Raw genomic sequence first — 21,738 nt, forward strand, 5'->3', positions numbered from 1 at the left:
ACTTATTTGTTGGCATTTCCTTGATCGGGGCTGTGGGATAGCCATCAAGAAAACACAACTTTTATATTACAGTATAAACATGACAAGCGCAAGCGATTTTTAAACAATCAGTACTTATTTTCATAAAAAATATAGTATCGGCCGTTTAGTCGTCTATCTCGTCATATTCCACACTCCAGAGTGCCAGCCCCTTAGACACAGCCGTAGGTCCGGCCGCTGCACGATCACAAGCCGCAAGAATGACAGGCATTCTATCTGCGCTGATTTTACCTTGCCCCACCTGCATCAGCGTGCCCATAATAATGCGTACCATATGCTGCAAAAAGCCACTGCCTGTAATATAGGTATGGATCACTCCCTGGTCAGGAGAGCCCGGGCGGCACATGCTGCGGTCTACTTCAAGATAAGCCTCATAAATGGTCCGCACATGCGAAGTCTTGGTAGACTTCCTGGACGCAAACGAGGTGTAATCATGGGTACCCAGCAGCGCGCTTAGCCCCAGCTCCATCGCAGGAACGTTCAGCTTCATCGGATGATGATGCTGCCAGCGCCGCTGGAAGGGGTCCGGGAACCGGTTGCCGTTAATCGTGTAGCGGTAGGTTTTACGCTTCGCCCCTCTACGGGAGTGGAACGAGAGCGGAACCTCAGCAGCCTCAGTAACCACGATATCCTGCGGCAGCCTGGCATTCAGCGCCAGACACCAGCGCTCCAGCGGAATCTGTGAGGAGGTTATGAAGTTAAAAGGTTGGCCATAAGCATGTACCCCTGCATCAGTCCGTCCTGAGCCCGTGATTTTGAGCGTCTCACCGGTCAGATGCTGAATAGCATGCTCCAGCTTGTCCTGAATCGTATTGCCCTGAGGCTGGGTCTGAAAGCCATCATAGTGGGTACCGTCATAATTGACTTTCATCAATAGATTGCGCATTTCATTCTCCTGTTGGTCCATATACTTAATTTATTCTCAAAAAAAAGAGCCCCGGCGGGAGCTCCTTCTACTCTATACAAGGTGATTCCCGCGGTTATTTGCACGGCAGGGTACTATGCCCTGCAGTACAATAACGTTAAATACGTAAAGCGTACATCCGGAAATCATGGCTTGTGAAACTACGCGCGGTCTACCAGTTCAAGATAAACCATAGGCGCAGCATCGCCACGGCGAGGTCCCAGCTTCAGGATACGAGTGTATCCGCCTGGACGCTCTGTGTAACGTGGAGCAATGTCAGAGAACAATTTTTGGATTGCATCTTGTTCACCATCTACAGTCTCACGACGAACAAATGCAGCTACTTGACGGCGAGCATGAAGATCGCCCTTTTTCGCTTTAGTGATCAGTTTCTCAGCGATGGAACGAACTTCCTTCGCTTTGGCTTCTGTTGTCTGAATACGTTCGTATAGGAACAGATCCGTTACCATATCGCGGAACAAAGCTTTACGCGCGCTGGAATCACGGCCCAATTTTTGGTATGCCATTTGTTTTCCCTCCTTCACTCAAGTCTCAAGAACTCCGGGGTCCTATTCTTCTGTACGAAGTCCCAAACCAAGTTCCTCAAGCTTCTCTTGAACCTCTTCCAAAGATTTGCGGCCCAGGTTACGAACCTTCATCATATCTTCTTCAGTTTTCGTAGTCAGCTCTTGCACGGTATTAATACCGGCACGTTTGAGGCAGTTGTAGGAACGGACAGAAAGATCAAGCTCCTCGATCGTCATCTCAAGTACTTTTTCTTTTTTGTCTTCTTCTTTTTCAACCATAATTTCGGCGTCTTTCGCTTCATCCGTAAGACCTACGAACAGAACGAGGTGCTCGTTCAAAATTTTGGCTCCAAGGCTAACGGCTTCTTCCGGTCGGATACTGCCATCTGTCCAAATTTCCAGCGTCAACTTGTCGTAGTTAGTCACTTGACCAACACGGGTATTATCAATACCGTAATTCACACGTGAAATAGGAGTGTAGATAGAGTCAACTGGAATTACACCAATTGGCTGATCGTCGCGTTTGTTCCGGTCCGCTTGGACGTAGCCGCGACCACGGCCAGCAAAAATGCGCATGTGCAGTCTCGCGCCAGGTCCCAGCGTTGCAATATGAAGATCCGGGTTCAGGATCTCAACATCGCTGTCCGCACGGATATCACCCGCGGTAACGATGCCTTCTCCTTCAGCATCAATCTCGAACACTTTCTCTTCATCCGAATGAATCTTCAGAGACAGAGCTTTAAGGTTCAGGATGATTTCCGTCACATCTTCCATTACGCCGGGAACGGTCGAGAACTCATGCAGAACGCCGTCAATTTGGACCGAAGTCACTGCGGCTCCCGGAAGGGAGGAAAGCAGGATCCGGCGAAGCGAGTTCCCCAGAGTCGTGCCATATCCACGTTCCAGCGGTTCAACTACGAATTTCCCATAGGTCCCATCATCATTGGCTTCTACGGTCTCAATCTTCGGCTTTTCGATTTCTATCACGAGTGTACCCCTCCTTCAAACGTCGCTCCTATATGAAACAGTCACCCCATCAGGTGTATCATGTAGTATGCCTAAACACCTATTATTAGCAGATGCGTCAGAATTATACCACAATCACAATTCTGATTGTACTAAACGCGGCGACGCTTCGGCGGACGGCATCCATTGTGAGGAACTGGAGTAACGTCTTTAATGAGGTTTACTTCAAGACCAGCGGCCTGAAGGGAACGGATGGCTGCTTCGCGGCCCGCGCCCGGTCCTTTAACCATAACTTCAACGGACTTCATGCCGTGTTCCATAGCTGCCTTAGCAGCTGTTTCGGCTGCCATTTGCGCTGCAAATGGAGTCGATTTACGGGAACCTTTGAATCCTTGACCGCCGGAGCTTGCCCAGGAAATTGCATTTCCGTGGGGATCCGTGATCGTAACGATAGTGTTATTGAACGTGGAACGGATATGTGCCACGCCAGACTCGATATTTTTCCGGTCGCGACGTTTCGTACGTACGACTTTTTTCGGTTTAGCCATTGTCTCTTATCACCTCTTCTTATTTCTTTTTGTTTGCTACAGTACGACGCGGGCCTTTACGGGTACGAGCATTGGTTTTGGTACGTTGACCGCGAACAGGCAATCCACGACGGTGACGAACACCGCGGTAACAGCCGATCTCAGTAAGACGCTTAATATTCAAGGAAATTTCACGACGAAGGTCACCTTCAACCTTAACCTCTTTGTCGATCGTTTCACGCAGTTTGCTGACTTCATCTTCCGTCAAATCACGGACACGTGTGTTAACGTCAATGCCTGTTTCATTAAGAATTTTCTGGGAAGTCGTTTTACCGATTCCGAAAATATAAGTCAAGGCGATCTCAACGCGCTTATCACGTGGCAAATCCACTCCAGCTATACGAGCCATTTTACGCTACACCCCCTTCTTAACCTTGTTTTTGTTTGTGTTTCGGATTTTCGCAAATTACCATAACAGTCCCTTTGCGGCGGATGACTTTGCATTTTTCGCAAATGGGCTTTACAGAAGGTCTTACCTTCATGTTAATTACCTCCTCAAAGTTTTGCGAAGCAAAACTTTTGTTGTAGTTCCCATCTATTTACGGTAAGTTATACGGCCTTTTGATAAATCATAAGGCGATAACTGCACGACCACTTTGTCTCCGGTTAGGATACGGATAAAGTGCATCCGCAATTTCCCGGACACATGGGCAAGTATTTGATGACCGTTCTCAAGCTCAACCTTAAAAGTTGCGTTAGGCAACGGTTCAATAACCGTTCCTTCTACCTCAATGACGTCTTCCTTAGCCACAGTTAGTCTCCTTTCTCATTAGCACTTTTTCCAGCGGGCTGGCCATACTTCATCACTGCAAACCGCAGCTTTCCGTTGGTGACCCGGCCGGTTTCTTCCAAACTGTCTACAATCTCACTGCTGATGAAGGGTATGAGCTCCAAATGCTGAATATTCTTCTTCTTTGGGCTGTCAAACTTACGTTTGTCCCCATCAGCAATATATACAAATCTGCTATCCACAACTGCGATAACAACGGCAGCCTCTCCGGCATCCTTGCCTTTGAGAATTCTCACGATTTGACCAACCTGCGGGCTGCTCCCAGTATTCACGTGAAGATCACCTACGCATTCAGTTTTGTGAAAATTTCCATGCCGTCCGGTGTAACTGCTACTGTATGCTCGAAGTGAGCGCACAGTGAACCGTCTACCGTAACGACCGTCCAGTTATCATCCAGCGTTCTGACATAACGTTCTCCAGCGTTAACCATCGGCTCAATGGCGAGTACCATACCCGGCTTCAGACGTGGTCCGCGGTCCGCTATGCCATAGTTCGGAATTTGCGGTTCTTCATGCAGTTCTGCCCCAATGCCATGACCAACATACTCGCGGACAACGGAGAATCCGGCGTCTTCAATGTATGACTGAATGGCATGGGAGATTGTAAACAAGCGCACATCCGGTTTGACTAACGCCAGTCCAGCGTACAGGGAGCCTTCCGTGACGTCCAGCAGACGCTGAGCCTCTTCGGAAATGCTGCCCACCCCGTATGTCCAGGCGGAATCACCGTGATAACCACGGTACTCTGCACCGATATCCAGCGTAACGATGTCGCCTTCTACCAGTTTGCGTTTCCCTGGAAATCCGTGCACCAATTGTTCGTTGACTGAAGCGCAAATGCTGGCAGGAAAACCGTTGTAGCCTTTGAAAGACGGCACAGCACCCTGACTGCGAATGTACCCATCGGCGATTCTGTCGAGCTCACCGGTAGTAATGCCTGGCTGGATAGCTTCAGCAATAAGACGGTGACTCTCGGCAACAATTCGACCAGCTTCCCTCATAAAGACAAGTTCCTGTTCGGATTTGCAAATGATCATTACATTAACCCCGCAGCATAGATACGATTTCAGAAGAAACGACATTGATTTCGTTTTCTCCGTTGACCTGACGCACAAGACCTTTATCGTCATAAAATGCAAGCAGCGGCGCTGTCTTGTTATCGTACTCATCCAGACGCTTGCCTACACTTTCTTCGTTGTCATCCGGACGCTGATACAATTCTCCGCCATCAATGTCGCAGACGCCTTCTTGCTTCGGCGGGTTGAAAATTAAATGGTAGGATGTTCCGCATACTGAGCAGATCCGGCGTCCGGTAAGACGCGCCATCAGCAGTCCGCGGTCCACATTCAAGTTGACAACGTGATCCAGTGAAGTTCCAAGCCGGCTGAGGATTTCTCCCAGCGCTTCCGCTTGCGAAAGGGTTCTTGGAAAGCCATCCAATAAAAAACCTTTTTCGCAATCGGACTGCTGCAGCCGTTCTTCGACGATTCCAATAGTCACATCATCAGGTACAAGCAACCCTTGATCAATATAAGATTTGGCCTTAAGTCCAACCGGTGTGCCTTGCTTAATAGCCAAGCGGAATGCATCACCAGTCGAAATATGAGGAATACCCAACTCTTTTACAACAACAGCGGCTTGTGTTCCCTTGCCTGCCCCAGGAGGGCCCATGAATAATATGTTCACGATTCTCTTCTCCCCCCGAAAGTTCGCCACCAAGCAAGAAACAGCACAATAGGTACCGGGAAGTTTAAAGCCTTAGGTACTTCTCCGGAACCTATCGCCTATTTATTGATGAAGCCTTTGTAATGGCGTTTGATCAATTGGCTCTCGATCTGCTTCATGGTATCCAGCGCAACACCAATTACGATCAGCAGTGCCGTACCACCAATCTGCACTTGCTTCGGTAACCCGGACAACGATCCAAATAATACTGGCAGTACAGAGATTAATGACAGGAAGAGCGCACCGGACATGGTCAGACGCGACATAACTCTAGTCAGATATTTCTCAGTAGCCTTACCTGGACGTATACCTGGAATGTATCCGCCATTCTTTTTCATATTGTCAGCCATTTGCTGCGGGTTCATCTGGACAAACGTATAGAAGAACGTGAATCCGATGATCATGACTACATACAGCAGCATGCCGAGCGGCTTGGTATGATCCAGATTGGCCGAGACCCATTTAGCCCAAGCGTGGGTGGACCAGAAGCTCGATAAAACGACCGGGAATTGAAGCAGTGAAACGGCGAAGATAACAGGAATTACACCAGCCGCATTAATTTTAAGCGGAATGTGCGTATTCTGTCCACCGTACATTTTGTTACCGACTACGCGCTTGGCATATTGTACAGGGATTTTACGGATACCTTGTTGAACAAAGATCACCCCGACAATAATCGCAACAACCACGATCAGTACAATAACGACTTTAAGAATATTCAGGAACATCTGACCCGGCTGAATGAAGCTTGATTGCGCCGTAGTGGTGATATATCCCGGAAAGGCGGCGACGATTCCCGCAAAAATCAGGATCGAAATCCCGTTTCCTATACCCTTTTCAGTGATCTGCTCACCTAACCACATCAAGAACGATGTACCCGCCGTCAATATGATCGCAATAAGCAGGTAATCCGCAAAGGTTGCATTTGGAATCATCTCAGTGCCATAAATCCGGTTAAACCCGATAGATGTGGCAAACGCTTGGATCAAACCTAGCACTACTGTGCCGTAACGCGTAATTTGCGCCAGTTGCTTTTTCCCGTGTTCCCCTTGCTTAGCCCATTCGGCAAACTTAGGGACAACATCCATCGAAAGCAATTGAACGATGATGGATGCTGTGATATACGGGTAAATGCTGATCGCAAAAATCGAGAAGTTTTTGAGCGCTCCGCCCGAGAAGGTGTTCAAAAGACCCATCAAAGCGTCTCCGCCCTGATTTGTTGATTCCAGTACTTCTTTGTTCACACCGGGAACCGGTACAAACGAACCGATGCGGTAAATGATCAGAACGAACAGGGTAAACAGGATCTTTTTGCGCAAATCTTCAACATGCCATATATTCTTAAGCGTCTTGAACATTAGATCACCTCGGTTTTACCGCCGGCAGCTTCGATTTTCTCTACCGCAGATTGAGAGAACTTATTTGCTTTGACAGTCAATTTAACAGCCAGTTCACCATTGCCGAGAATCTTGATGCCGCTCTTAGTGTTGCTGACAACACCAGTTTCAAGCAAAAGCTCAGGAGTTACTTCTGTTCCTTCTGCAAAGCTATTCAGATCTTCCAGGTTCACAATCGCGTACTCTTTACGGGTAGGATTGACGAAACCACGTTTAGGCAGACGACGATAGAGTGGGTTTTGTCCACCCTCGAAGCCTGGACGTACACCACCGCCGGAACGGGAGTTTTGACCTTTGTGTCCACGGCCCGAAGTTTTACCGTTACCGCTACTTGGTCCACGACCAACGCGGTTGCGTTCTTTCCGTGATCCAGGAGCTGGAGCAAGTTCATGTAACTTCATCGTTTGCACCTCCTTATGTTTGTAAATTTATGCGAGGCTTATTAGCCTTCAATTTCAGTAACGGACAGCAAGTGGCTCACTTTGTTGATCATCCCGCGAATTGCAGGAGTGTCGTTGTGAACCACGGACGAGTTGGTTTTGCGCAGGCCGAGCGTCTTAACAGTAACACGTTGTGTTTCTGGACGTCCAATTACACTGCGTACGAGGGTAATTTGCAATTTAGCCATTGACGTTCCCCTCCTTAACCGCGTAATTCTTCGACAGATTTGCCGCGAAGCTTCGCGACCTCTTCAATGCGCTTCAGACGGGAAAGTCCCTCTAGAGTAGCATTGACCATGTTCATGGAATTCGAAGAACCCAAAGATTTTGTCAAGATATCGCCAACGCCTGCCAATTCAAGCACCGCACGAACCGGTCCACCAGCGATAACGCCGGTACCTTCGGATGCTGGTTTCAGCAGAACGCGTCCTGCGCCGAAATGTCCAGTAACCAGGTGAGGAATCGAAGTTCCTACGATTGGAATGTGGATCAGGTTTTTCTTGGCGTCTTCAATGCCTTTACGGATGGCATCCGGAACTTCGCCGGCTTTACCGATACCAGCACCAACGTAGCCGTTGCCGTCGCCCACAACAACAAGTGCACTAAAGCTGAAACGGCGTCCGCCTTTTACAACTTTTGCAACACGGTTGATGTGTACAACTCTTTCTGTCAGTTCTAAACTGTTCGGATCTACACGCAAGTCGTTAACCTCCTTTTAGAAATATTCTAGAATTCAAGACCAGCTTCGCGAGCTGCGCTAGCCAGAGCCTGAATCCGTCCATGGTACAAGTATCCACCGCGGTCAAATACAACCACTGCATAACCCTTTTCTTTGGCGCGCTCAGCGATCAATTGACCCACTTTGCTTGCAGCTTCAACGCTGCCGCCATTTCCGATTGTAGCACTCAATTCCTTATCAAGTGTGGAGGCCGATACGATAGTAACGCCAGTCACATCATCGATCAGTTGAGCGTAGATGTGTTTCGAAGAACGGAACACATTCAAACGTGGACGCTCAGTAGTACCCTGGATCTTCTTACGAACACGCAGGTGTCTTTTGAGACGAGCCTTGTTTTTATCCTCTTTTGTAATCATGACTTCCCTTTCACTCCCTTCAGTTTGCCGTAAACAGCTTCACTTTAAGATGCACGGGGTATCTTACAATTAAGGTAGAGCTGGTTATTTCTTCTTACCAGCTTTACCTTCCTTGCGGATGATACGCTCGCCTTCATATTTGATACCTTTACCTTTGTATGGTTCAGGTTCACGTACGGAACGAATTTTGGCAGCATAAGCGCCAACGCGTTCTTTGTCAATCCCTCTAACGATGATCTTCGTGTTCGCAGGAACATCGAACTCGATACCCGCTTCCGGTGTGATTTCAACCGGGTGGGAGTAACCAACGTTCAATACGATCTTATCTCCGGATTTGCTTGCACGATATCCGACCCCAACCAGTTCCAGAGATTTCGAGAAACCTTCAGTCACACCACTCACCATGTTGTTGACAACGGAGCGGGTTGTGCCGTGAAGTGAACGATGCAATTTGTTGTCCGACGGGCGAACAACAGTGATTTCGTTATTTTCAACTGTAATCTTCATGTCTTTATGAAGCTCACGAGTCAAAGTGCCTTTAGGACCTTTTACTGTAATAACGGCGTTGTCCAAAGTGACATCTACACCGCTAGGTACTGCGATTGGTTTGCGACCAATACGAGACATGTGTTGCACCTCCTTATCTTGTGACGTTTATTACCAAATGTAGCAGACAACTTCTCCGCCGGATTTAGATTGACGAGCTTCTTTGTCGGTCATAACTCCCTTAGATGTGGAGATAATCGCGATTCCAAGACCACCGAGTACACGAGGCACTTCATTGCTCTTCGTGTATACGCGAAGACCTGGTTTACTGATTCTTTTCAGACCAGTGATAACGCGCTCCTGGCTTGGGCCGTATTTCAGGAAAATACGGATAATCCCTTGTTTGCTATCTTCAACGAATTCAGCATCACGGATGAAGCCCTCACGCTTCAAGATGTCCGCGATTTGTTTTTTCATAGTAGAAGCAGGCATTTCTACTGTCTCGTGACGCACAGTGTTGGCGTTACGAATACGAGTAAGCATATCTGCAATAGGATCAGACATAGTCATGTGTGTAAACCTCCTTCCCGTTTATAAACTTCTTACCAACTTGCTTTTTTCACGCCAGGAATCTGGCCTTTATAAGCTAATTCACGGAAACAAATTCTGCAAATTTTGAACTTTTGCAGTACCGAATGTGGACGACCGCAACGCTCGCAACGTGTATATGCACGTACTTTGAACTTAGGCTCGCGTTGTTGTTTAACTTTCATTGAAGTCTTTGCCACTTAGACTGACACCTCCTAAACATTTTCGGAGAAATGGATGATTCTTATTTTGTGAAAGGCATTCCCAGCTGATTCAGCAGCTCACGGGATTCCTCGTCCGTCTTAGCAGTCGTTACAATAACGATGTCCATACCGCGAACCTTATCCACTTTGTCATACTCGATTTCCGGGAAGATCAATTGTTCTTTAAGACCCAGTGTGTAGTTACCACGGCCATCAAAGGCTTTGCTGGAAACACCACGGAAGTCACGAACGCGTGGAAGCGTTACGTTGATCAATTTATCCAGGAAGTAATACATACGCTCGCCGCGCAGTGTTACTTTAACCCCGATCGGCATATTCTCGCGCAGTTTGAAACCGGCGATGGATTTCTTAGCTTTAGTGATAACCGGCTTTTGACCAGAAATCAGTTGCATATCGTTAACTGCAGCGTCAAGTACTTTGGAGTTTTGAACAGCGTCACCTACACCCATGTTGATGACGATCTTCTCGATCTTAGGCACTTGCATAACTGTTGTGTAGTTAAACTTCTGCATCAAAGATGGTGTGATTTCATTCAGATAACGTTCTTTCATTCTTGCTGCCATGAAGATTTACCTCCTTTCATTAGGACTGTATTAGTCGATAATCTCTCCGGATCTTTTTGCTACCCGAACCTTCTTACCGTTATCTAGTACTTTATAGCCGATACGCGTAACTTTCCCGCTCTTCGGATCAATGTGCATTACGTTGGACACATGGATCGAAGCTTCCTGCTCGATGATTCCGCCTTGCGGATTCAACTGGTTAGGCTTCTGGTGTTTCTTCACCATGTTCACGCCTTCTACCAGGACGCGGTTTTCACGAGGATAAGCAGCGATGACACGGCCTTTTTTACCTTTGTCTTTCCCGCTGATCACAAGCACCACATCATCTTTTTTCACGTGCAGTTTATTGTTATGGGATTCCAGAACTTTTTTAACTCTAGGCATTGATTACACCTCCTATAACTGACCTTTTCAAGTACAACCGAGCATCACTCGGATTTTTAGATTACTTCCGGTGCCAAGGAAACGATCTTCATGTAGTCCTTGTCGCGAAGTTCGCGAGCAACTGGTCCGAAGATACGTGTTCCGCGCGGGCTTCTGTCGTCTTTGACAACAACAGCTGCATTTTCGTCGAATGCGATGTAAGATCCATCTTTACGGCGTACCGAACGTTTTGTACGAACAACTACCGCTCTAACAACATCACCTTTTTTGACAACGCCGCCTGGTGTTGCTTGTTTAACGGAACAAACGATCAGATCGCCGATTGCTGCTGTACGGCGTCCAGTACCACCCAGTACGCGGATACACATCAGTTCCTTCGCACCAGAGTTGTCAGCCACATGCAAACGTGTAAATGGTTGAATCATTATTATTTTCCTCCTTCCGGAAAGGGATCTGCTTCATGTCTTAGATGATTACCGCTTTTTCTACCACTTCAACCAGTCTCCACCGTTTGTCCTTCGACAATGGACGAGTTTCCATGACTTTCACGACATCACCAATTTTAGCTACATTCTCTTCATCATGTGCCTTGAATTTCTTCGTGGACTTGATGCGTTTGTGATACAGATTGTGCTTTTTATAGGTTTCAACAGCAATTACGATGGTTTTATCCATTTTGTCGCTGACTACTTTACCGATCAGCACTTTACGTGCATTACGCTCTTCGCTCATAATTAGCCTCCTTCCTGATTACGGATTATGCATCCGCCGTCACTTAACTAATCCCAAGTACTCTTTGATGGATAACGGTTTTAGCACGAGCTATTTCCTTACGCACATCACGAATCCGAGTCGGGTTATCCAGTTGGCCTGTTGCCAATTGGAAACGGAGATTGAAAAGTTCTTCCTTAAATCCGGCGATTTTCTGTTCAATCTCAGCAGTGGTTAAGTTGCGAAGTTCATTAGCTTTCATTTGCTTCACCACCCAATTCTTCACGTTTCACAAACTTAGTCTTTACAGGCAGCTTGTGAGCGGCAAGACGCATCGCTTCACGAGCGATTTCTTCCGACACGCCTCCGAGTTCGAACATAATCTTACCCGGTTTAACTACAGCTACCCACTTCTCAACGTTACCTTTACCACTACCCATACGAACCTCGAGAGGCTTCTGAGTGATTGGCTTATCCGGGAAAATCTTGATCCAAACCTGACCGCCACGTTTGATGTAACGTGTCATTGCGATACGAGCAGCTTCGATCTGACGGTTAGTGATCCAAGATGGCTCCAGTGCCTGCAAACCGAATTCGCCGAAGTTAAGTTCGGTTCCGCCTTTTGCCATACCCTTCATGTGACCGCGTTGTTGCTTGCGGTGTTTAACGCGCTTTGGTACCAACATGATTAGTTGCCTCCTTCCTGAGCAGCTTGTTTCTTAGCTGGGGGAAGAACTTCTCCACGATAAATCCATACTTTTACGCCGATACGGCCGTAAGTTGTATGTGCTTCAGCTGTTCCGTAATCGATATCAGCACGAAGCGTATGAAGTGGAACTGTTCCTTCGCTATAACCTTCTGAACGGGCAATCTCAGCGCCGCCAAGACGTCCGCCAACCTGAGTTTTAATTCCCTTTGCGCCGGAACGCATAGTTCTTTGAATCGCTTGTTTCAGAGCACGACGGAACGATACGCGACGTTCCAGCTGTTGTGCAATGCTTTCAGCAACAAGAATAGCATCCAGTTCAGGGTGTTTGATTTCATTGATGTTGATGTGTACTTTCTTACCGCCGGCGATAGTTGTAACTGCGCTGCGAAGTACTTCTACTTCTGCTCCGCCTTTACCAATTACCATACCTGGCTTGGCAGTGTGAATTGTAACGTTCACTCGGCTTGCCGCTCTTTCGATCTCGATGCGGGAAACAGAGGAATCTTTCAACTTGCCTTTAAGGTATTCCCGGATTTTGACGTCTTCCATTAAAAGAGTACCGAAATCTTTGCCTGCATACCATTTTGATTCCCAATCGCGAATAATACCGACTCGGAGTCCGACTGGATTTACCTTTTGACCCACGTGTTATCCCTCCTTATTTCTCAGATACCACCAAAGTAATGTGGCTGGTACGTTTATTGATCCGGCTTGCGCGGCCCATGGCGCGCGGACGGAAACGTTTCATTGTAGGACCCTGGTTAACGAAAACTTCGCTTACGAATAAGCTGTTAACGTCCATAGAGTAGTTATGCTCAGCGTTCGCAATCGCCGAGTTCAGTAGCTTCTCAACAACCGGAGAAGCGGACTTCGGAGTGTGGCGAAGAATTGCAATTGCTTCCCCCACTTGCTTGCCGCGAATCAAGTCAACAACCAGTTTCGCTTTACGAGCGGAAATCCGCACCGATCTTGCATGTGCTTTTGCTTCCATTGTTTTCCCTCCTCTCAAACGAAGACGTTAATTATCTTCTGGTTTTCTTATCGTCACCCGCGTGGCCTTTGTAAGTACGTGTTGGCGCGAACTCGCCCAACTTGTGACCTACCATATCTTCCGTTACGTATACAGGCACGTGTTTGCGGCCGTCATATACACCAAACGTATGTCCGATAAACTGAGGGAAAATGGTTGAGCGACGGGACCAGGTTTTTACTACGACTTTCTTGTCTGACTCGTTCAAATCCTCAACTTTTTTCAGCAGGTAGCCATCGATGAACGGCCCCTTCTTTAAACTGCGACCCATGTGTGAATCCTCCCTTCATCCGGTTCTTCAAAACCGCGAATCGACGCTTCGCGCTTAACTAACTTGCCTGAAGCGTCTTATTTTGTGCGGCGGCGAACGATATATTTATCAGATGCTTTGTTTTTCTTACGCGTTTTGTAGCCGAGGGTTGGTTTGCCCCAAGGTGACATTGGCGATTTCCGTCCGATAGGAGCGCGGCCTTCACCACCACCGTGTGGGTGATCGTTAGGGTTCATGACAACACCGCGTACTTCAGGACGACGTCCGAGCCAGCGGCTGCGTCCGGCTTTACCAATCTTGATCAGTTCGTGATCTCCGTTACCTACGGCTCCGATAGTCGCACGGCAAACGCTGAGGATTCTGCGAACCTCACCCGAGTTCAAACGAACAGATACGTATTTATCTTCTTTACCCAGCAACTGAGCTTCAGTACCTGCAGCACGAACCAATTGTCCGCCTTTGCCTGGTTTCAACTCGATGTTGTGGATAACTGTACCTACCGGGATGTTGATCAACGGAAGGCTGTTACCAATTTTGATGTCCGCAGCAGGGCCGGACTCAACTTTATCCCCAACTTTAAGGCCTTTAGGAGCGATGATATAACGTTTCTCTCCATCAGCATAGTGGATCAAAGCAATATTGGAAGTACGGTTCGGGTCATACTCAATTGTAGCAACGCTACCTGGTATGCCGTCTTTAGTCCGCTTGAAGTCGATGATACGGTATTTACGTTTGTGTCCGCCGCCATGGTGACGAACCGTAATTTTACCTTGGTTGTTGCGTCCGGCATGCTTGAACAGCGGGGACAGCAACGATTTCTCTGGCTGGTTTGTTGTAATTTCTTCAAACGTAGACACAGACATGTTGCGTCTTGCCGGAGAGGTCGGTTTGTACTTTTTGATTGGCACTATAGTTTCCTCCTTACTTTAAGAGTATTATTCTACCGCTTCAAAGAACTCAAGCGGCTTGCTGTCCGGGCTAAGCTTCACGATGGCTTTTTTCCACTCCGGAGTATAACCGGAATATTTGCCGTAACGTTTCAGTTTACCAGGTACGCGCATTGTGTTCACACTAACGACTTTTACTTTAAAAATAGCCTCGACAGCTTTTTTGATTTCGGTCTTGTTAGCACGGATATCCACTTCAAAAGCGTACTTCAGTTCGCTCATGTATTCGGATGTGCGTTCCGTAATCACTGGACGCTTGATTATATCACGAGGATCTTTCATTACGCGAACACCTCCTCTACCTTCAGAACTGCTTCTTTAGTGATGATCAGTTTGTCGTACGTCAGTACGTCAAGAACATTGATGCCGTCAGCCGCTACGAATTTCACCCCAGGGATGTTACGAGCGGAAAGTGCTACGTTGTCATCATAGCTAGGAGCTACGATCAGGGCTTTGCTGCCCACTTTAAGGTTGTTCAGAATCGCTGCGAATTCTTTCGTCTTCGGAGCATTCAGAGTCAAGCTATCCAATACGATGATGTCATTCTCAAGCACTTTTGAGGACAACGCGGATTTGATGGCCAACCGGCGAACCTTCTTAGGCAATTTCCAGGAATAGCTGCGTGGTGTTGGTCCGAAGACTACGCCGCCGCCTTTCCATTGTGGAGAACGAATGGAGCCTTGACGAGCACGACCTGTACCTTTTTGCTTCCAAGGCTTACGTCCACCGCCACGCACTTCAGAGCGTCCTTTTACTTTATGTGTACCGCGACGAAGGGAAGCTCTTTGCATAAGTGCAGCTTCATGCAGCACATGTACGTTCGGTTCAATACCGAAAACTGAATCACTCAGTTCAACTTCGCCAACTTCGTTACCACTAGTATTGAAAAGTGTTACTTTTGGCATTTCATGTTCCTCCTTTCTTCAGTAATTATTTCTTAACGGTTTGTTTAACTTTCACGAAGCTGTTCTTAGGACCTGGAATAGCGCCTTTAACCAGCAGTACATTACGTTCTACGTCAACCCGGATGATTTCAAGCTTTTGAACCGTTACGGTCGTGTGACCCATATGTCCTGGCAGGCGTTTGCCCTTAGGAACACGGTTAGCCTGGATGGAACCCATCGAGCCCGGTCTTCTGTGGTAACGCGATCCGTGTGCCATTGGTCCGCGGCTTTGTCCCCAGCGTTTGATGTTACCCTGGAAGCCTTTACCCTTCGAAGTACCTGTTACGTCAACAAACTCGCCTTCAGCGAAGATGTCAGCCTTAAGCTCTTGTCCAACCTCGAGTGACCCGAGGTCAACACCGCGAATTTCGCGAACGTAGCGCTTAGGTGTTGCATTTGCCTTTTTGGCGTGACCCTGTTCAGGCTTGTTGGAGCGACTTTCCTTTTTATCGGAAAAGCCCAACTGCACTGCTTCATATCCGTCGATATTCAGGTCTTTCTTTTGCAGTACCACACAAGGTCCAGCTTCGATAACAGAAACCGCGATTACGTTACCTTCTGGAGTAAACACTTGAGTCATACCGAGTTTTTTTCCTAAGATACCTTTCAATGTTGACACCTCTTTTCTTTTCCTGATTACTTAATGAATTACAATTTGATTTCGATATCTACACCGGACGGTAGATCCAAGCGCATCAAGGCATCCACAGTTTGTGGTGTTGGGTTCACAATATCAATCAAACGTTTGTGAGTCCGTTGCTCAAACTGTTCACGGGAATCCTTGTACTTGTGTACCGCACGGAGAATGGTAATGATTTGCTTCTCAGTTGGCAGCGGAATCGGCCCGGATACACCAGCACCCGAACGTTTTGCTGTTTCAACGATTTTCTCTGCGGATTGATCAAGAATTCTGTGGTCGTATGCTTTCAAGCGAATACGAATTTTTTGCTTTGCCATTTTAGTCCCTCCTTCTATCGCCCAATTTATTATCGGACATACTCCGTGAAAATTTTCTGACGTCGACCTCATGGCAAAGGGGCCGGGTGTGTCAGTAACCTCTCACATCATCGCAACGTCTCAGAACAACATTTATTATTATATCTAATAGGCGGCTATATTGCAAGAGCCTTTGCTAAACAAATCACCTTTTCCAGAAAAAAAGTTTAAAAATACACGGTTTTATCTGAAAATTGTTAATGACTGATTTCAGCGAGCTGAATTAGAGTCTCCATCTCCAGAATATTCACGGTTCTTTTATGCATAGCGATGATCTTCAGCGCTTCCAGCTTGTTCAGCTTACGGCTTAGGGTCTCGGCAGTAGTGCCGATCATCGCTGCCACTTCTTTTTGCGCCGATGGGAGATCCACGGAATGTCTTAAAGCTTGCATTGTCAGAGCTGATTCTGGTAGATTCCTCGTGTACAAGTAGACTAGAAGCCGGGCTAACCGTTTTTCCACTTCAAACATATGCAGTGCCCCTGCTGTTTCTTCCGCCAGATGCAGCTGCTCACTAACAGACATCAGAAAGCTAAACGCCAGGCCCGCATTCTGCTCCAGCAGGGGAATGAAATCCTTCCGGTGCATCCGGCAGACCACTCCACTCTCAATAATCTCCGCCGTTACATCATTATTTTTATTGTGAAGCAGGGCAAACTGACCGAAATAATCCCCCGGGAAAAGAAAACGGACAATATGCTGTTTCCCTTCTTTACTGTTCTTCGTTAATTTGATAAGCCCGCTCTTCACCACAAACAAGGCTTCAGACGGCTCCCCTTCTCGGCAAACTTGGCTACCCTTTTTATATGAATGGGATTCTGTGATTGATTCTATGATAACCAATTCTTCATCGGACAAACTCCTGAATACCGGAACCTGGCGCACACAGGCATGAGAACTGCACGTATTGCATTCCATACATCATTCCTCCTCTACTGTCGCTTATCCCACCATATCAATGATCGAAGCGCTGCCGGGTGACTGGACGCACAAATTTTCATAAAACTTGATCTATATCAAGGATTAACGTGCCGCCTGTCTATACAATAGGTTCATAGAGAGAAAAGGAGTTGATGGGCTTGCAGCAATACACTTTTGAGGACATGCGCCAGATGAATAGAACAACTCTGGGCAATATGGTACCCCTTGAACTATTCCGGACCATCCGTCTAATTGGAATGAACCAGGGATTGCCGTTAGGCGGAAAGGGAACGACTGTGACCATTGGCAGAAAGATCGGCGAGAGCCTGCCTGTCCAGTCCGTGGAAGAGCTGCTGCAGATCTTTGAGGAGCTCAAAATCGGGATTCCCCGAATTGTTCATTCCGATGAGCGCAAAATTAATATCGCTGTTGACGATTGCTTCTGCAAAGGACTACCTTCCCTTGAAGATGAAAGAATGGTCTGTGATCTGGAGGGAGCTGTCATTGAAGGTGCTCTGTGCCGAATTCTCGGCCGCAAGGTTTCAGTGAAAGAGATCAAATGTAATGTCACCGGTCATCAGCACTGCGAGTACGAAGTTAAGCTTTAAATAATACTAATATAATGAAAGCAGGGATTTATAATGGAAAAGAAAACACTAGCTGAGGCTGTACAGTATCAAGAGGAACGCTTTACCAAAAAGATCATTTTCCAAAAAGGCGATAGCGTAGTATTTGTGCTTAATTTCATGCCTGGGCAGAAGCTGCCCGTTCACAAGCACCCCGGAGCAGATGTCTATATCCTCGCCTTACACGGTGACGGTACCATTCATGTTAATGAGGAAGAGTTCTCCTTCATCCAAGGAGAGACCATCTACATTGCCGGTGACGAGTCATTCGCTTATACGAATAATAGTTCATCGCCGTCCAGCCTGCATGTGGTTTTATCCAAGTTGCCAAGTGCGGACTATGCGAAGGAAATCTAATTCTCAATCTTATCTATAAAATAAAACAGGCCCCCTTCAAATGAAGGGGGCCTGACTTATATTCAGTCTATCCTAACGGATAGAGCCTGAATTATTTCTGGATGGAAGCTACGGAACCGGCACCAACTGTACGTCCGCCTTCGCGAATGGAGAATTTAGTACCTTCTTCAATAGCGATTGGGGAGATCAGCTGAACAGTTACAGTGATGTTGTCACCAGGCATAACCATTTCAGTACCTTCTGGCAGGTTGATGATGCCAGTTACGTCAGTTGTACGGAAGTAGAACTGTGGACGGTAACCAGTGAAGAATGGTTTGTGACGTCCGCCTTCTTCTTTAGTCAGAACGTAGATCTGAGCAGTGAACTCAGTGTGTGGCTTAACGGAGTTCGGCTTAGCCAATACTTGGCCACGCTCGATGTTGTTACGGTCAACACCACGCAAGAGTGCGCCGATGTTGTCGCCAGCTTGAGCGGAATCAAGCAATTTGCGGAACATTTCCACGCCAGTAACTACAGACTTCTTAGTTTCTTCGTGAATACCAACGATTTCGATTTCTTCTCCGACTTTAACTGTTCCGCGTTCTACGCGACCAGTTGCCACAGTACCGCGGCCAGTGATGGAGAATACATCTTCGACAGGCATCAAGAAAGGCTTGTCAGTCTGACGTTCTGGAAGAGGGATGTATGTGTCGATCGTTTCGAACATTTCAACGATCTTCTGTGCATACTCGCCATCAGGGTTCTGCAGAGCTTCACGAGCAGATCCACGAACGATTGGAGTGTCATCGCCTGGGAAGTCGTATTCGCTAAGCAGATCGCGAACTTCCATTTCAACCAATTCAAGCAACTCTTCGTCCTCAACCATGTCGCATTTGTTCAGGAATACAACGATGTAAGGAACGCCTACTTGACGGGACAGCAGGATGTGTTCACGAGTCTGTGGCATAGGGCCGTCAGCTGCGGATACAACCAGGATCGCTCCGTCCATTTGCGCTGCGCCAGTGATCATGTTTTTAACATAGTCGGCGTGTCCAGGGCAGTCTACGTGAGCGTAGTGACGGTTAGGAGTTTCATATTCAACGTGAGCGGTGGAGATAGTGATACCGCGTTCGCGTTCTTCAGGAGCCTTATCAATTTGGTCGAATGCTACAGCAGCACCACCGTATTTTTTGGACAATACAGTTGTGATTGCAGCAGTCAGAGTTGTTTTACCATGGTCGACGTGACCAATAGTACCGATGTTAACGTGCGGTTTGTTACGTTCAAACTTTGCCTTTGCCATTTGAACAGTTCCTCCTTATTGTGGGGTCCATATATTTGAGCCGTCCGCCTATTTGCAGTTCTAAGGTGACTTAAGTGTTATACCCGGACGGCATGTTAAAAATTAAGCTTATTCTCCGCCTTTGTTCTTGGCTACGATTTCTTCAGCAATGGATTTAGGTACTTCTTCATAGTGAGAAAGCTCCATTGAGAATACGCCGCGTCCTTGAGTACCGGAACGGAGTGTTGTGGAGTATCCGAACATTTCGGACAAAGGCACCTTCGCACGGATAATTTGCGCTCCACCACGGGAATCCATACCTTCGATTCTACCGCGACGGGAGTTCAGCATACCCATTACATCGCCCATGTATTCCTCAGGAACAGTTACTTCCACTTTCATGATTGGCTCAAGCAATGCAGGTTGACATTTTTCTTTTGCAGCTTTAAGCGCCATCGAACCGGCAATTTTGAACGCCATTTCGTTGGAGTCAACATCATGGTAAGAACCATCTACGATGGTAGCTTTAACGTCAACAAGCGGGAAGCCTGCAATAACGCCGTTCTTCATTTGCTCTTCAATACCGGCAAGTGCAGGAGCGATGTATTCTCTTGGAACCGAGCCACCGACAACTTTACTTTCGAATTGACTGCCAGTACCTGGCTCGAGGGGTTCAAACTCAACCCATACGTGACCGTACTGACCGCGACCGCCGGATTGGCGAACAAACTTGCCTTCTACGCGGGCAGATGCCTTGAACGTTTCGCGGTAGGCAACCTGCGGTTTACCCACATTGGTTTCTACTTTGAATTCACGACGCATACGGTCGATGATGATGTCCAAGTGAAGCTCACCCATACCTGCCAGGATGGTTTGGCCTGTTTCTTCATCAGTGTGAGCACGAAGAGTAGGATCCTCTTCAGTCAACTTTCCGAGAGCAACACCCAGTTTATCTTGGTCAGCTTTGGTTTTTGGCTCGACTGCGATTTCGATAACCGGATCTGGAAAATTCATGGATTCCAGAATGATCGGATGCTTCTCGTCGCAGAGTGTATCGCCTGTGCTAGTGTCCTTCAGACCAACGGCTGCCGCGATATCACCAGCGTAAACGATGGAGATTTCTTGACGGCTGTTCGCATGCATCTGCAGGATACGCCCAATACGCTCACGTTTGCCCTTAGTAGCGTTAATTACATAAGAACCTGATTCCAGGATACCGGAGTATACACGGAAGAACGTGAGTTTACCAACATAAGGGTCTGTCATGATCTTAAATGCCAAGGCACCGAATGGCTCTTCATCCGAAGGATGACGTTCCGCTTCTGTTCCATCCTCCAGATGACCCGTAATAGCCGGTACATCCAAAGGTGAAGGCAAGTAATCAACAACAGCATCCAGCATAAGCTGAATCCCTTTGTTCCGGTAGGAAGAGCCGCAAATTACTGGGAAAATTTTAACTTCAACTACGCCTTTGCGCAGAGCAGCTTTGATTTCCGGAATAGTAATTTCTTCGCCTTCCAGGTACTTCATAGTCAGATCTTCATCAAGTTCAGCAACTTTCTCGATCAGCTCAAGACGCAGTTCCTCAACCTTTGCCAAATATTCTTCCGGAATATCCGTAACTTCAATATTTTGGCCCAAATCATCTCTGAACATATGTGCTTTTTGCTCAACGAGGTCGATGATACCTGCGAAATCATTTTCTGCACCGATTGGCAGTTGAATAGCAACTGCATTGGCTTGAAGACGATCACGCATCGTTTCGATAACGTTAAGGAAATCCGCACCGATAATGTCCATTTTGTTCACATATGCGATCCGTGGAACGTTGTAACGGTCAGCCTGTCTCCATACGGTTTCGGACTGAGGTTCTACGCCCTCTTTCGCACTAAATACACCAACTGCCCCATCCAATACACGCAGGGAACGTTCAACTTCAACGGTGAAGTCAACGTGTCCTGGGGTATCAATGATATTGATGCGGTGACCCTTCCATGCAGCAGTTGTAGCAGCGGAAGTAATCGTGATTCCGCGCTCCTGTTCTTGTTCCATCCAGTCCATTGTAGCAGCACCCTCGTGAACTTCACCGATTTTGTGCGTACGGCCTGTGTAGAATAGAATCCGCTCAGTGGTAGTAGTCTTACCAGCATCAATATGCGCCATGATCCCGATATTACGTGTATTTTTTAAGGAGAACTCTCTTGCCATGAAATGGATCTCCTTTCAAAATAGAAGTTATTTGAACGACTGCA

The 21,738-nt window shown here is 47.3% G+C and carries 37 protein-coding genes; 2 read left to right on the forward strand and 35 right to left on the reverse strand.

Going from position 1 to position 21,738, the window contains the following annotated elements:
* Positions 1 to 145: 145 nt before the first annotated feature.
* The 33 genes from truA to NST69_RS27925 form a co-directional block, all read right to left on the reverse strand.
* On the reverse strand, positions 146 to 925 hold the full coding sequence (gene truA, locus NST69_RS27765; RefSeq protein ID WP_036721814.1) for a tRNA pseudouridine(38-40) synthase TruA: 780 nt from the start codon (positions 923 to 925) through the stop codon (positions 146 to 148).
* Positions 926 to 1,104: 179 nt separating this feature from the next.
* A complete protein-coding gene (gene rplQ / locus NST69_RS27770; protein WP_019908254.1) occupies positions 1,105 to 1,470 on the reverse strand; it encodes a 50S ribosomal protein L17 in 366 nt (121 codons plus the stop codon).
* Between the two features lie 42 nt (positions 1,471 to 1,512).
* Complete coding sequence (locus NST69_RS27775) at positions 1,513 to 2,457, reverse strand: DNA-directed RNA polymerase subunit alpha (protein ID WP_036692422.1); 945 nt, start codon at positions 2,455 to 2,457, stop codon at positions 1,513 to 1,515.
* A gap of 131 nt (positions 2,458 to 2,588) precedes the next feature.
* Complete coding sequence (gene rpsK / locus NST69_RS27780; protein WP_020427052.1) at positions 2,589 to 2,984, reverse strand: 30S ribosomal protein S11; 396 nt, start codon at positions 2,982 to 2,984, stop codon at positions 2,589 to 2,591.
* A 19-nt stretch (positions 2,985 to 3,003) separates the two neighbouring features.
* Complete coding sequence (gene rpsM / locus NST69_RS27785) at positions 3,004 to 3,372, reverse strand: 30S ribosomal protein S13 (protein WP_036721817.1); 369 nt, start codon at positions 3,370 to 3,372, stop codon at positions 3,004 to 3,006.
* A gap of 19 nt (positions 3,373 to 3,391) precedes the next feature.
* Complete coding sequence (gene rpmJ, locus NST69_RS27790) at positions 3,392 to 3,505, reverse strand: 50S ribosomal protein L36 (RefSeq protein WP_003322638.1); 114 nt, start codon at positions 3,503 to 3,505, stop codon at positions 3,392 to 3,394.
* Positions 3,506 to 3,558: 53 nt separating this feature from the next.
* On the reverse strand, positions 3,559 to 3,774 hold the full coding sequence (infA, locus tag NST69_RS27795; protein WP_018753971.1) for a translation initiation factor IF-1: 216 nt from the start codon (positions 3,772 to 3,774) through the stop codon (positions 3,559 to 3,561).
* A 2-nt stretch (positions 3,775 to 3,776) separates the two neighbouring features.
* Positions 3,777 to 4,085 (reverse strand): KOW domain-containing RNA-binding protein, encoded by a 309-nt coding sequence (locus NST69_RS27800; protein ID WP_036721819.1) that lies wholly within the window; start codon positions 4,083 to 4,085, stop codon positions 3,777 to 3,779.
* 11 nt (positions 4,086 to 4,096) lie between these two features.
* Positions 4,097 to 4,849 carry a type I methionyl aminopeptidase gene (map, locus tag NST69_RS27805; RefSeq protein WP_036721822.1) on the reverse strand — a complete coding sequence of 251 codons (753 nt, stop codon included), beginning with the start codon at positions 4,847 to 4,849 and terminating at the stop codon, positions 4,097 to 4,099.
* 4 nt (positions 4,850 to 4,853) lie between these two features.
* Positions 4,854 to 5,498 carry an adenylate kinase gene (locus NST69_RS27810; protein WP_036721823.1) on the reverse strand — a complete coding sequence of 215 codons (645 nt, stop codon included), beginning with the start codon at positions 5,496 to 5,498 and terminating at the stop codon, positions 4,854 to 4,856.
* A 98-nt stretch (positions 5,499 to 5,596) separates the two neighbouring features.
* The gene (gene secY, locus NST69_RS27815) at positions 5,597 to 6,895 is read right to left on the reverse strand and encodes a preprotein translocase subunit SecY (protein ID WP_036721825.1); all 1,299 of its coding nucleotides are present in this window, start codon (positions 6,893 to 6,895) and stop codon (positions 5,597 to 5,599) included.
* Complete coding sequence (rplO, locus tag NST69_RS27820; RefSeq protein WP_036692409.1) at positions 6,895 to 7,335, reverse strand: 50S ribosomal protein L15; 441 nt, start codon at positions 7,333 to 7,335, stop codon at positions 6,895 to 6,897. The genes secY and rplO overlap by 1 nt, the downstream gene beginning before the upstream one ends.
* A 41-nt stretch (positions 7,336 to 7,376) precedes the next feature.
* Complete coding sequence (gene rpmD, locus NST69_RS27825; protein ID WP_019908243.1) at positions 7,377 to 7,562, reverse strand: 50S ribosomal protein L30; 186 nt, start codon at positions 7,560 to 7,562, stop codon at positions 7,377 to 7,379.
* Positions 7,563 to 7,576: 14 nt separating this feature from the next.
* The gene (gene rpsE / locus NST69_RS27830) at positions 7,577 to 8,074 is read right to left on the reverse strand and encodes a 30S ribosomal protein S5 (RefSeq protein WP_036652980.1); all 498 of its coding nucleotides are present in this window, start codon (positions 8,072 to 8,074) and stop codon (positions 7,577 to 7,579) included.
* Positions 8,075 to 8,100: 26 nt separating this feature from the next.
* The gene (gene rplR, locus NST69_RS27835; RefSeq protein ID WP_036692407.1) at positions 8,101 to 8,469 is read right to left on the reverse strand and encodes a 50S ribosomal protein L18; all 369 of its coding nucleotides are present in this window, start codon (positions 8,467 to 8,469) and stop codon (positions 8,101 to 8,103) included.
* Between the two features lie 84 nt (positions 8,470 to 8,553).
* Entirely contained in the window at positions 8,554 to 9,096 is a 543-nt protein-coding gene (rplF, locus tag NST69_RS27840; RefSeq protein WP_036721827.1) for a 50S ribosomal protein L6, read from the reverse strand.
* 30 nt (positions 9,097 to 9,126) lie between these two features.
* Positions 9,127 to 9,525, reverse strand: a complete 399-nt coding sequence (rpsH, locus tag NST69_RS27845; protein ID WP_036692403.1) for a 30S ribosomal protein S8 — start codon at positions 9,523 to 9,525, stop codon at positions 9,127 to 9,129.
* Between the two features lie 32 nt (positions 9,526 to 9,557).
* Positions 9,558 to 9,743, reverse strand: coding sequence for a type Z 30S ribosomal protein S14 (locus NST69_RS27850; protein WP_036589425.1), 186 nt, complete (start codon positions 9,741 to 9,743; stop codon positions 9,558 to 9,560).
* 44 nt (positions 9,744 to 9,787) lie between these two features.
* Positions 9,788 to 10,330 carry a 50S ribosomal protein L5 gene (rplE, locus tag NST69_RS27855; protein ID WP_209878863.1) on the reverse strand — a complete coding sequence of 181 codons (543 nt, stop codon included), beginning with the start codon at positions 10,328 to 10,330 and terminating at the stop codon, positions 9,788 to 9,790.
* Positions 10,331 to 10,360: 30 nt separating this feature from the next.
* On the reverse strand, positions 10,361 to 10,714 hold the full coding sequence (gene rplX, locus NST69_RS27860) for a 50S ribosomal protein L24 (protein ID WP_019908235.1): 354 nt from the start codon (positions 10,712 to 10,714) through the stop codon (positions 10,361 to 10,363).
* 56 nt (positions 10,715 to 10,770) lie between these two features.
* A complete protein-coding gene (rplN, locus tag NST69_RS27865) occupies positions 10,771 to 11,139 on the reverse strand; it encodes a 50S ribosomal protein L14 (RefSeq protein WP_036680556.1) in 369 nt (122 codons plus the stop codon).
* A 40-nt stretch (positions 11,140 to 11,179) separates the two neighbouring features.
* Positions 11,180 to 11,446 (reverse strand): 30S ribosomal protein S17, encoded by a 267-nt coding sequence (gene rpsQ, locus NST69_RS27870; protein ID WP_036692400.1) that lies wholly within the window; start codon positions 11,444 to 11,446, stop codon positions 11,180 to 11,182.
* A 43-nt stretch (positions 11,447 to 11,489) separates the two neighbouring features.
* Entirely contained in the window at positions 11,490 to 11,687 is a 198-nt protein-coding gene (gene rpmC / locus NST69_RS27875; protein WP_019908232.1) for a 50S ribosomal protein L29, read from the reverse strand.
* Positions 11,677 to 12,111, reverse strand: a complete 435-nt coding sequence (gene rplP, locus NST69_RS27880) for a 50S ribosomal protein L16 (RefSeq protein ID WP_020427064.1) — start codon at positions 12,109 to 12,111, stop codon at positions 11,677 to 11,679. The genes rpmC and rplP overlap by 11 nt, the downstream gene beginning before the upstream one ends.
* A 2-nt stretch (positions 12,112 to 12,113) precedes the next feature.
* The gene (gene rpsC, locus NST69_RS27885; RefSeq protein WP_036721832.1) at positions 12,114 to 12,779 is read right to left on the reverse strand and encodes a 30S ribosomal protein S3; all 666 of its coding nucleotides are present in this window, start codon (positions 12,777 to 12,779) and stop codon (positions 12,114 to 12,116) included.
* Positions 12,780 to 12,792: 13 nt separating this feature from the next.
* On the reverse strand, positions 12,793 to 13,125 hold the full coding sequence (rplV, locus tag NST69_RS27890; RefSeq protein WP_019908228.1) for a 50S ribosomal protein L22: 333 nt from the start codon (positions 13,123 to 13,125) through the stop codon (positions 12,793 to 12,795).
* A 31-nt stretch (positions 13,126 to 13,156) separates the two neighbouring features.
* Positions 13,157 to 13,435: a 30S ribosomal protein S19 gene (rpsS, locus tag NST69_RS27895; RefSeq protein WP_036721834.1), complete on the reverse strand. Its 279-nt coding sequence runs from the start codon at positions 13,433 to 13,435 to the stop codon at positions 13,157 to 13,159.
* Positions 13,436 to 13,512: 77 nt separating this feature from the next.
* Positions 13,513 to 14,343, reverse strand: coding sequence for a 50S ribosomal protein L2 (gene rplB / locus NST69_RS27900; protein WP_036692392.1), 831 nt, complete (start codon positions 14,341 to 14,343; stop codon positions 13,513 to 13,515).
* A 27-nt stretch (positions 14,344 to 14,370) separates the two neighbouring features.
* Entirely contained in the window at positions 14,371 to 14,664 is a 294-nt protein-coding gene (gene rplW, locus NST69_RS27905) for a 50S ribosomal protein L23 (protein ID WP_019908225.1), read from the reverse strand.
* Positions 14,664 to 15,287 (reverse strand): 50S ribosomal protein L4, encoded by a 624-nt coding sequence (rplD, locus tag NST69_RS27910; protein ID WP_036721837.1) that lies wholly within the window; start codon positions 15,285 to 15,287, stop codon positions 14,664 to 14,666. The genes rplW and rplD overlap by 1 nt, the downstream gene beginning before the upstream one ends.
* 25 nt (positions 15,288 to 15,312) lie before the next feature.
* The gene (rplC, locus tag NST69_RS27915) at positions 15,313 to 15,936 is read right to left on the reverse strand and encodes a 50S ribosomal protein L3 (RefSeq protein WP_036721840.1); all 624 of its coding nucleotides are present in this window, start codon (positions 15,934 to 15,936) and stop codon (positions 15,313 to 15,315) included.
* Between the two features lie 38 nt (positions 15,937 to 15,974).
* Positions 15,975 to 16,283: a 30S ribosomal protein S10 gene (rpsJ, locus tag NST69_RS27920; protein ID WP_017692074.1), complete on the reverse strand. Its 309-nt coding sequence runs from the start codon at positions 16,281 to 16,283 to the stop codon at positions 15,975 to 15,977.
* A 236-nt stretch (positions 16,284 to 16,519) separates the two neighbouring features.
* Positions 16,520 to 17,239 carry a Crp/Fnr family transcriptional regulator gene (locus tag NST69_RS27925; protein WP_342547686.1) on the reverse strand — a complete coding sequence of 240 codons (720 nt, stop codon included), beginning with the start codon at positions 17,237 to 17,239 and terminating at the stop codon, positions 16,520 to 16,522.
* Positions 17,240 to 17,433: 194 nt separating this feature from the next.
* Between NST69_RS27925 and NST69_RS27930 the strand changes: the two genes are divergently transcribed.
* On the forward strand, positions 17,434 to 17,850 hold the full coding sequence (locus tag NST69_RS27930; RefSeq protein WP_342547687.1) for a V4R domain-containing protein: 417 nt from the start codon (positions 17,434 to 17,436) through the stop codon (positions 17,848 to 17,850).
* A gap of 33 nt (positions 17,851 to 17,883) precedes the next feature.
* Positions 17,884 to 18,225 carry a cupin domain-containing protein gene (locus NST69_RS27935; RefSeq protein WP_036721849.1) on the forward strand — a complete coding sequence of 114 codons (342 nt, stop codon included), beginning with the start codon at positions 17,884 to 17,886 and terminating at the stop codon, positions 18,223 to 18,225.
* A 91-nt stretch (positions 18,226 to 18,316) separates the two neighbouring features.
* On the opposite strand, the gene tuf is transcribed toward NST69_RS27935, so the two are convergent.
* Together tuf and fusA are read right to left on the reverse strand one after the other, a co-directional pair.
* Positions 18,317 to 19,507, reverse strand: coding sequence for an elongation factor Tu (gene tuf / locus NST69_RS27940; RefSeq protein WP_036721850.1), 1,191 nt, complete (start codon positions 19,505 to 19,507; stop codon positions 18,317 to 18,319).
* A 108-nt stretch (positions 19,508 to 19,615) separates the two neighbouring features.
* Complete coding sequence (gene fusA, locus NST69_RS27945; protein ID WP_036721851.1) at positions 19,616 to 21,694, reverse strand: elongation factor G; 2,079 nt, start codon at positions 21,692 to 21,694, stop codon at positions 19,616 to 19,618.
* Positions 21,695 to 21,738: the final 44 nt, after the last annotated feature.

It is taken from the genome of Paenibacillus sp. FSL P2-0089 (assembly GCF_038595095.1).
Lineage (GTDB): Bacteria > Bacillota > Bacilli > Paenibacillales > Paenibacillaceae > Paenibacillus_AQ > Paenibacillus_AQ silagei.

Bases quoted from the DNA above. Each gene is read 5' to 3' on its own strand.
- map (WP_036721822.1), bottom strand. From the start codon at position 4,849: ATGATCATTTGCAAATCCGAACAGGAACTTGTCTTTATGAGGGAAGCT.
- rplR (WP_036692407.1), bottom strand. From the start codon at position 8,469: ATGATTACAAAAGAGGATAAAAACAAGGCTCGTCTCAAAAGACACCTG.
- NST69_RS27930 (WP_342547687.1), top strand. From the start codon at position 17,434: ATGAATAGAACAACTCTGGGCAATATGGTACCCCTTGAACTATTCCGG.
- rpsH (WP_036692403.1), bottom strand. From the start codon at position 9,525: ATGACTATGTCTGATCCTATTGCAGATATGCTTACTCGTATTCGTAAC.
- rpmD (WP_019908243.1), bottom strand. From the start codon at position 7,562: ATGGCTAAATTGCAAATTACCCTCGTACGCAGTGTAATTGGACGTCCA.
- NST69_RS27925 (WP_342547686.1), bottom strand. From the start codon at position 17,239: ATGGAATGCAATACGTGCAGTTCTCATGCCTGTGTGCGCCAGGTTCCG.
- NST69_RS27935 (WP_036721849.1), top strand. From the start codon at position 17,884: ATGGAAAAGAAAACACTAGCTGAGGCTGTACAGTATCAAGAGGAACGC.
- rplE (WP_209878863.1), bottom strand. From the start codon at position 10,330: ATGGCAGCAAGAATGAAAGAACGTTATCTGAATGAAATCACACCATCT.
- secY (WP_036721825.1), bottom strand. From the start codon at position 6,895: ATGTTCAAGACGCTTAAGAATATATGGCATGTTGAAGATTTGCGCAAA.
- rpsQ (WP_036692400.1), bottom strand. From the start codon at position 11,446: ATGAGCGAAGAGCGTAATGCACGTAAAGTGCTGATCGGTAAAGTAGTC.
- rplF (WP_036721827.1), bottom strand. From the start codon at position 9,096: ATGTCTCGTATTGGTCGCAAACCAATCGCAGTACCTAGCGGTGTAGAT.
- rpsJ (WP_017692074.1), bottom strand. From the start codon at position 16,283: ATGGCAAAGCAAAAAATTCGTATTCGCTTGAAAGCATACGACCACAGA.
- rpmJ (WP_003322638.1), bottom strand. From the start codon at position 3,505: ATGAAGGTAAGACCTTCTGTAAAGCCCATTTGCGAAAAATGCAAAGTC.
- rpmC (WP_019908232.1), bottom strand. From the start codon at position 11,687: ATGAAAGCTAATGAACTTCGCAACTTAACCACTGCTGAGATTGAACAG.
- rplD (WP_036721837.1), bottom strand. From the start codon at position 15,287: ATGCCAAAAGTAACACTTTTCAATACTAGTGGTAACGAAGTTGGCGAA.
- rplN (WP_036680556.1), bottom strand. From the start codon at position 11,139: ATGATTCAACCATTTACACGTTTGCATGTGGCTGACAACTCTGGTGCG.
- rpsS (WP_036721834.1), bottom strand. From the start codon at position 13,435: ATGGGTCGCAGTTTAAAGAAGGGGCCGTTCATCGATGGCTACCTGCTG.
- rplW (WP_019908225.1), bottom strand. From the start codon at position 14,664: ATGAAAGATCCTCGTGATATAATCAAGCGTCCAGTGATTACGGAACGC.
- rplQ (WP_019908254.1), bottom strand. From the start codon at position 1,470: ATGGCATACCAAAAATTGGGCCGTGATTCCAGCGCGCGTAAAGCTTTG.
- rplP (WP_020427064.1), bottom strand. From the start codon at position 12,111: ATGTTGGTACCAAAGCGCGTTAAACACCGCAAGCAACAACGCGGTCAC.
- fusA (WP_036721851.1), bottom strand. From the start codon at position 21,694: ATGGCAAGAGAGTTCTCCTTAAAAAATACACGTAATATCGGGATCATG.
- rplV (WP_019908228.1), bottom strand. From the start codon at position 13,125: ATGGAAGCAAAAGCACATGCAAGATCGGTGCGGATTTCCGCTCGTAAA.
- rpsK (WP_020427052.1), bottom strand. From the start codon at position 2,984: ATGGCTAAACCGAAAAAAGTCGTACGTACGAAACGTCGCGACCGGAAA.
- tuf (WP_036721850.1), bottom strand. From the start codon at position 19,507: ATGGCAAAGGCAAAGTTTGAACGTAACAAACCGCACGTTAACATCGGT.
- rplO (WP_036692409.1), bottom strand. From the start codon at position 7,335: ATGAAGTTACATGAACTTGCTCCAGCTCCTGGATCACGGAAAGAACGC.
- rpsM (WP_036721817.1), bottom strand. From the start codon at position 3,372: ATGGCTCGTATAGCTGGAGTGGATTTGCCACGTGATAAGCGCGTTGAG.
- rplX (WP_019908235.1), bottom strand. From the start codon at position 10,714: ATGCCTAGAGTTAAAAAAGTTCTGGAATCCCATAACAATAAACTGCAC.
- truA (WP_036721814.1), bottom strand. From the start codon at position 925: ATGCGCAATCTATTGATGAAAGTCAATTATGACGGTACCCACTATGAT.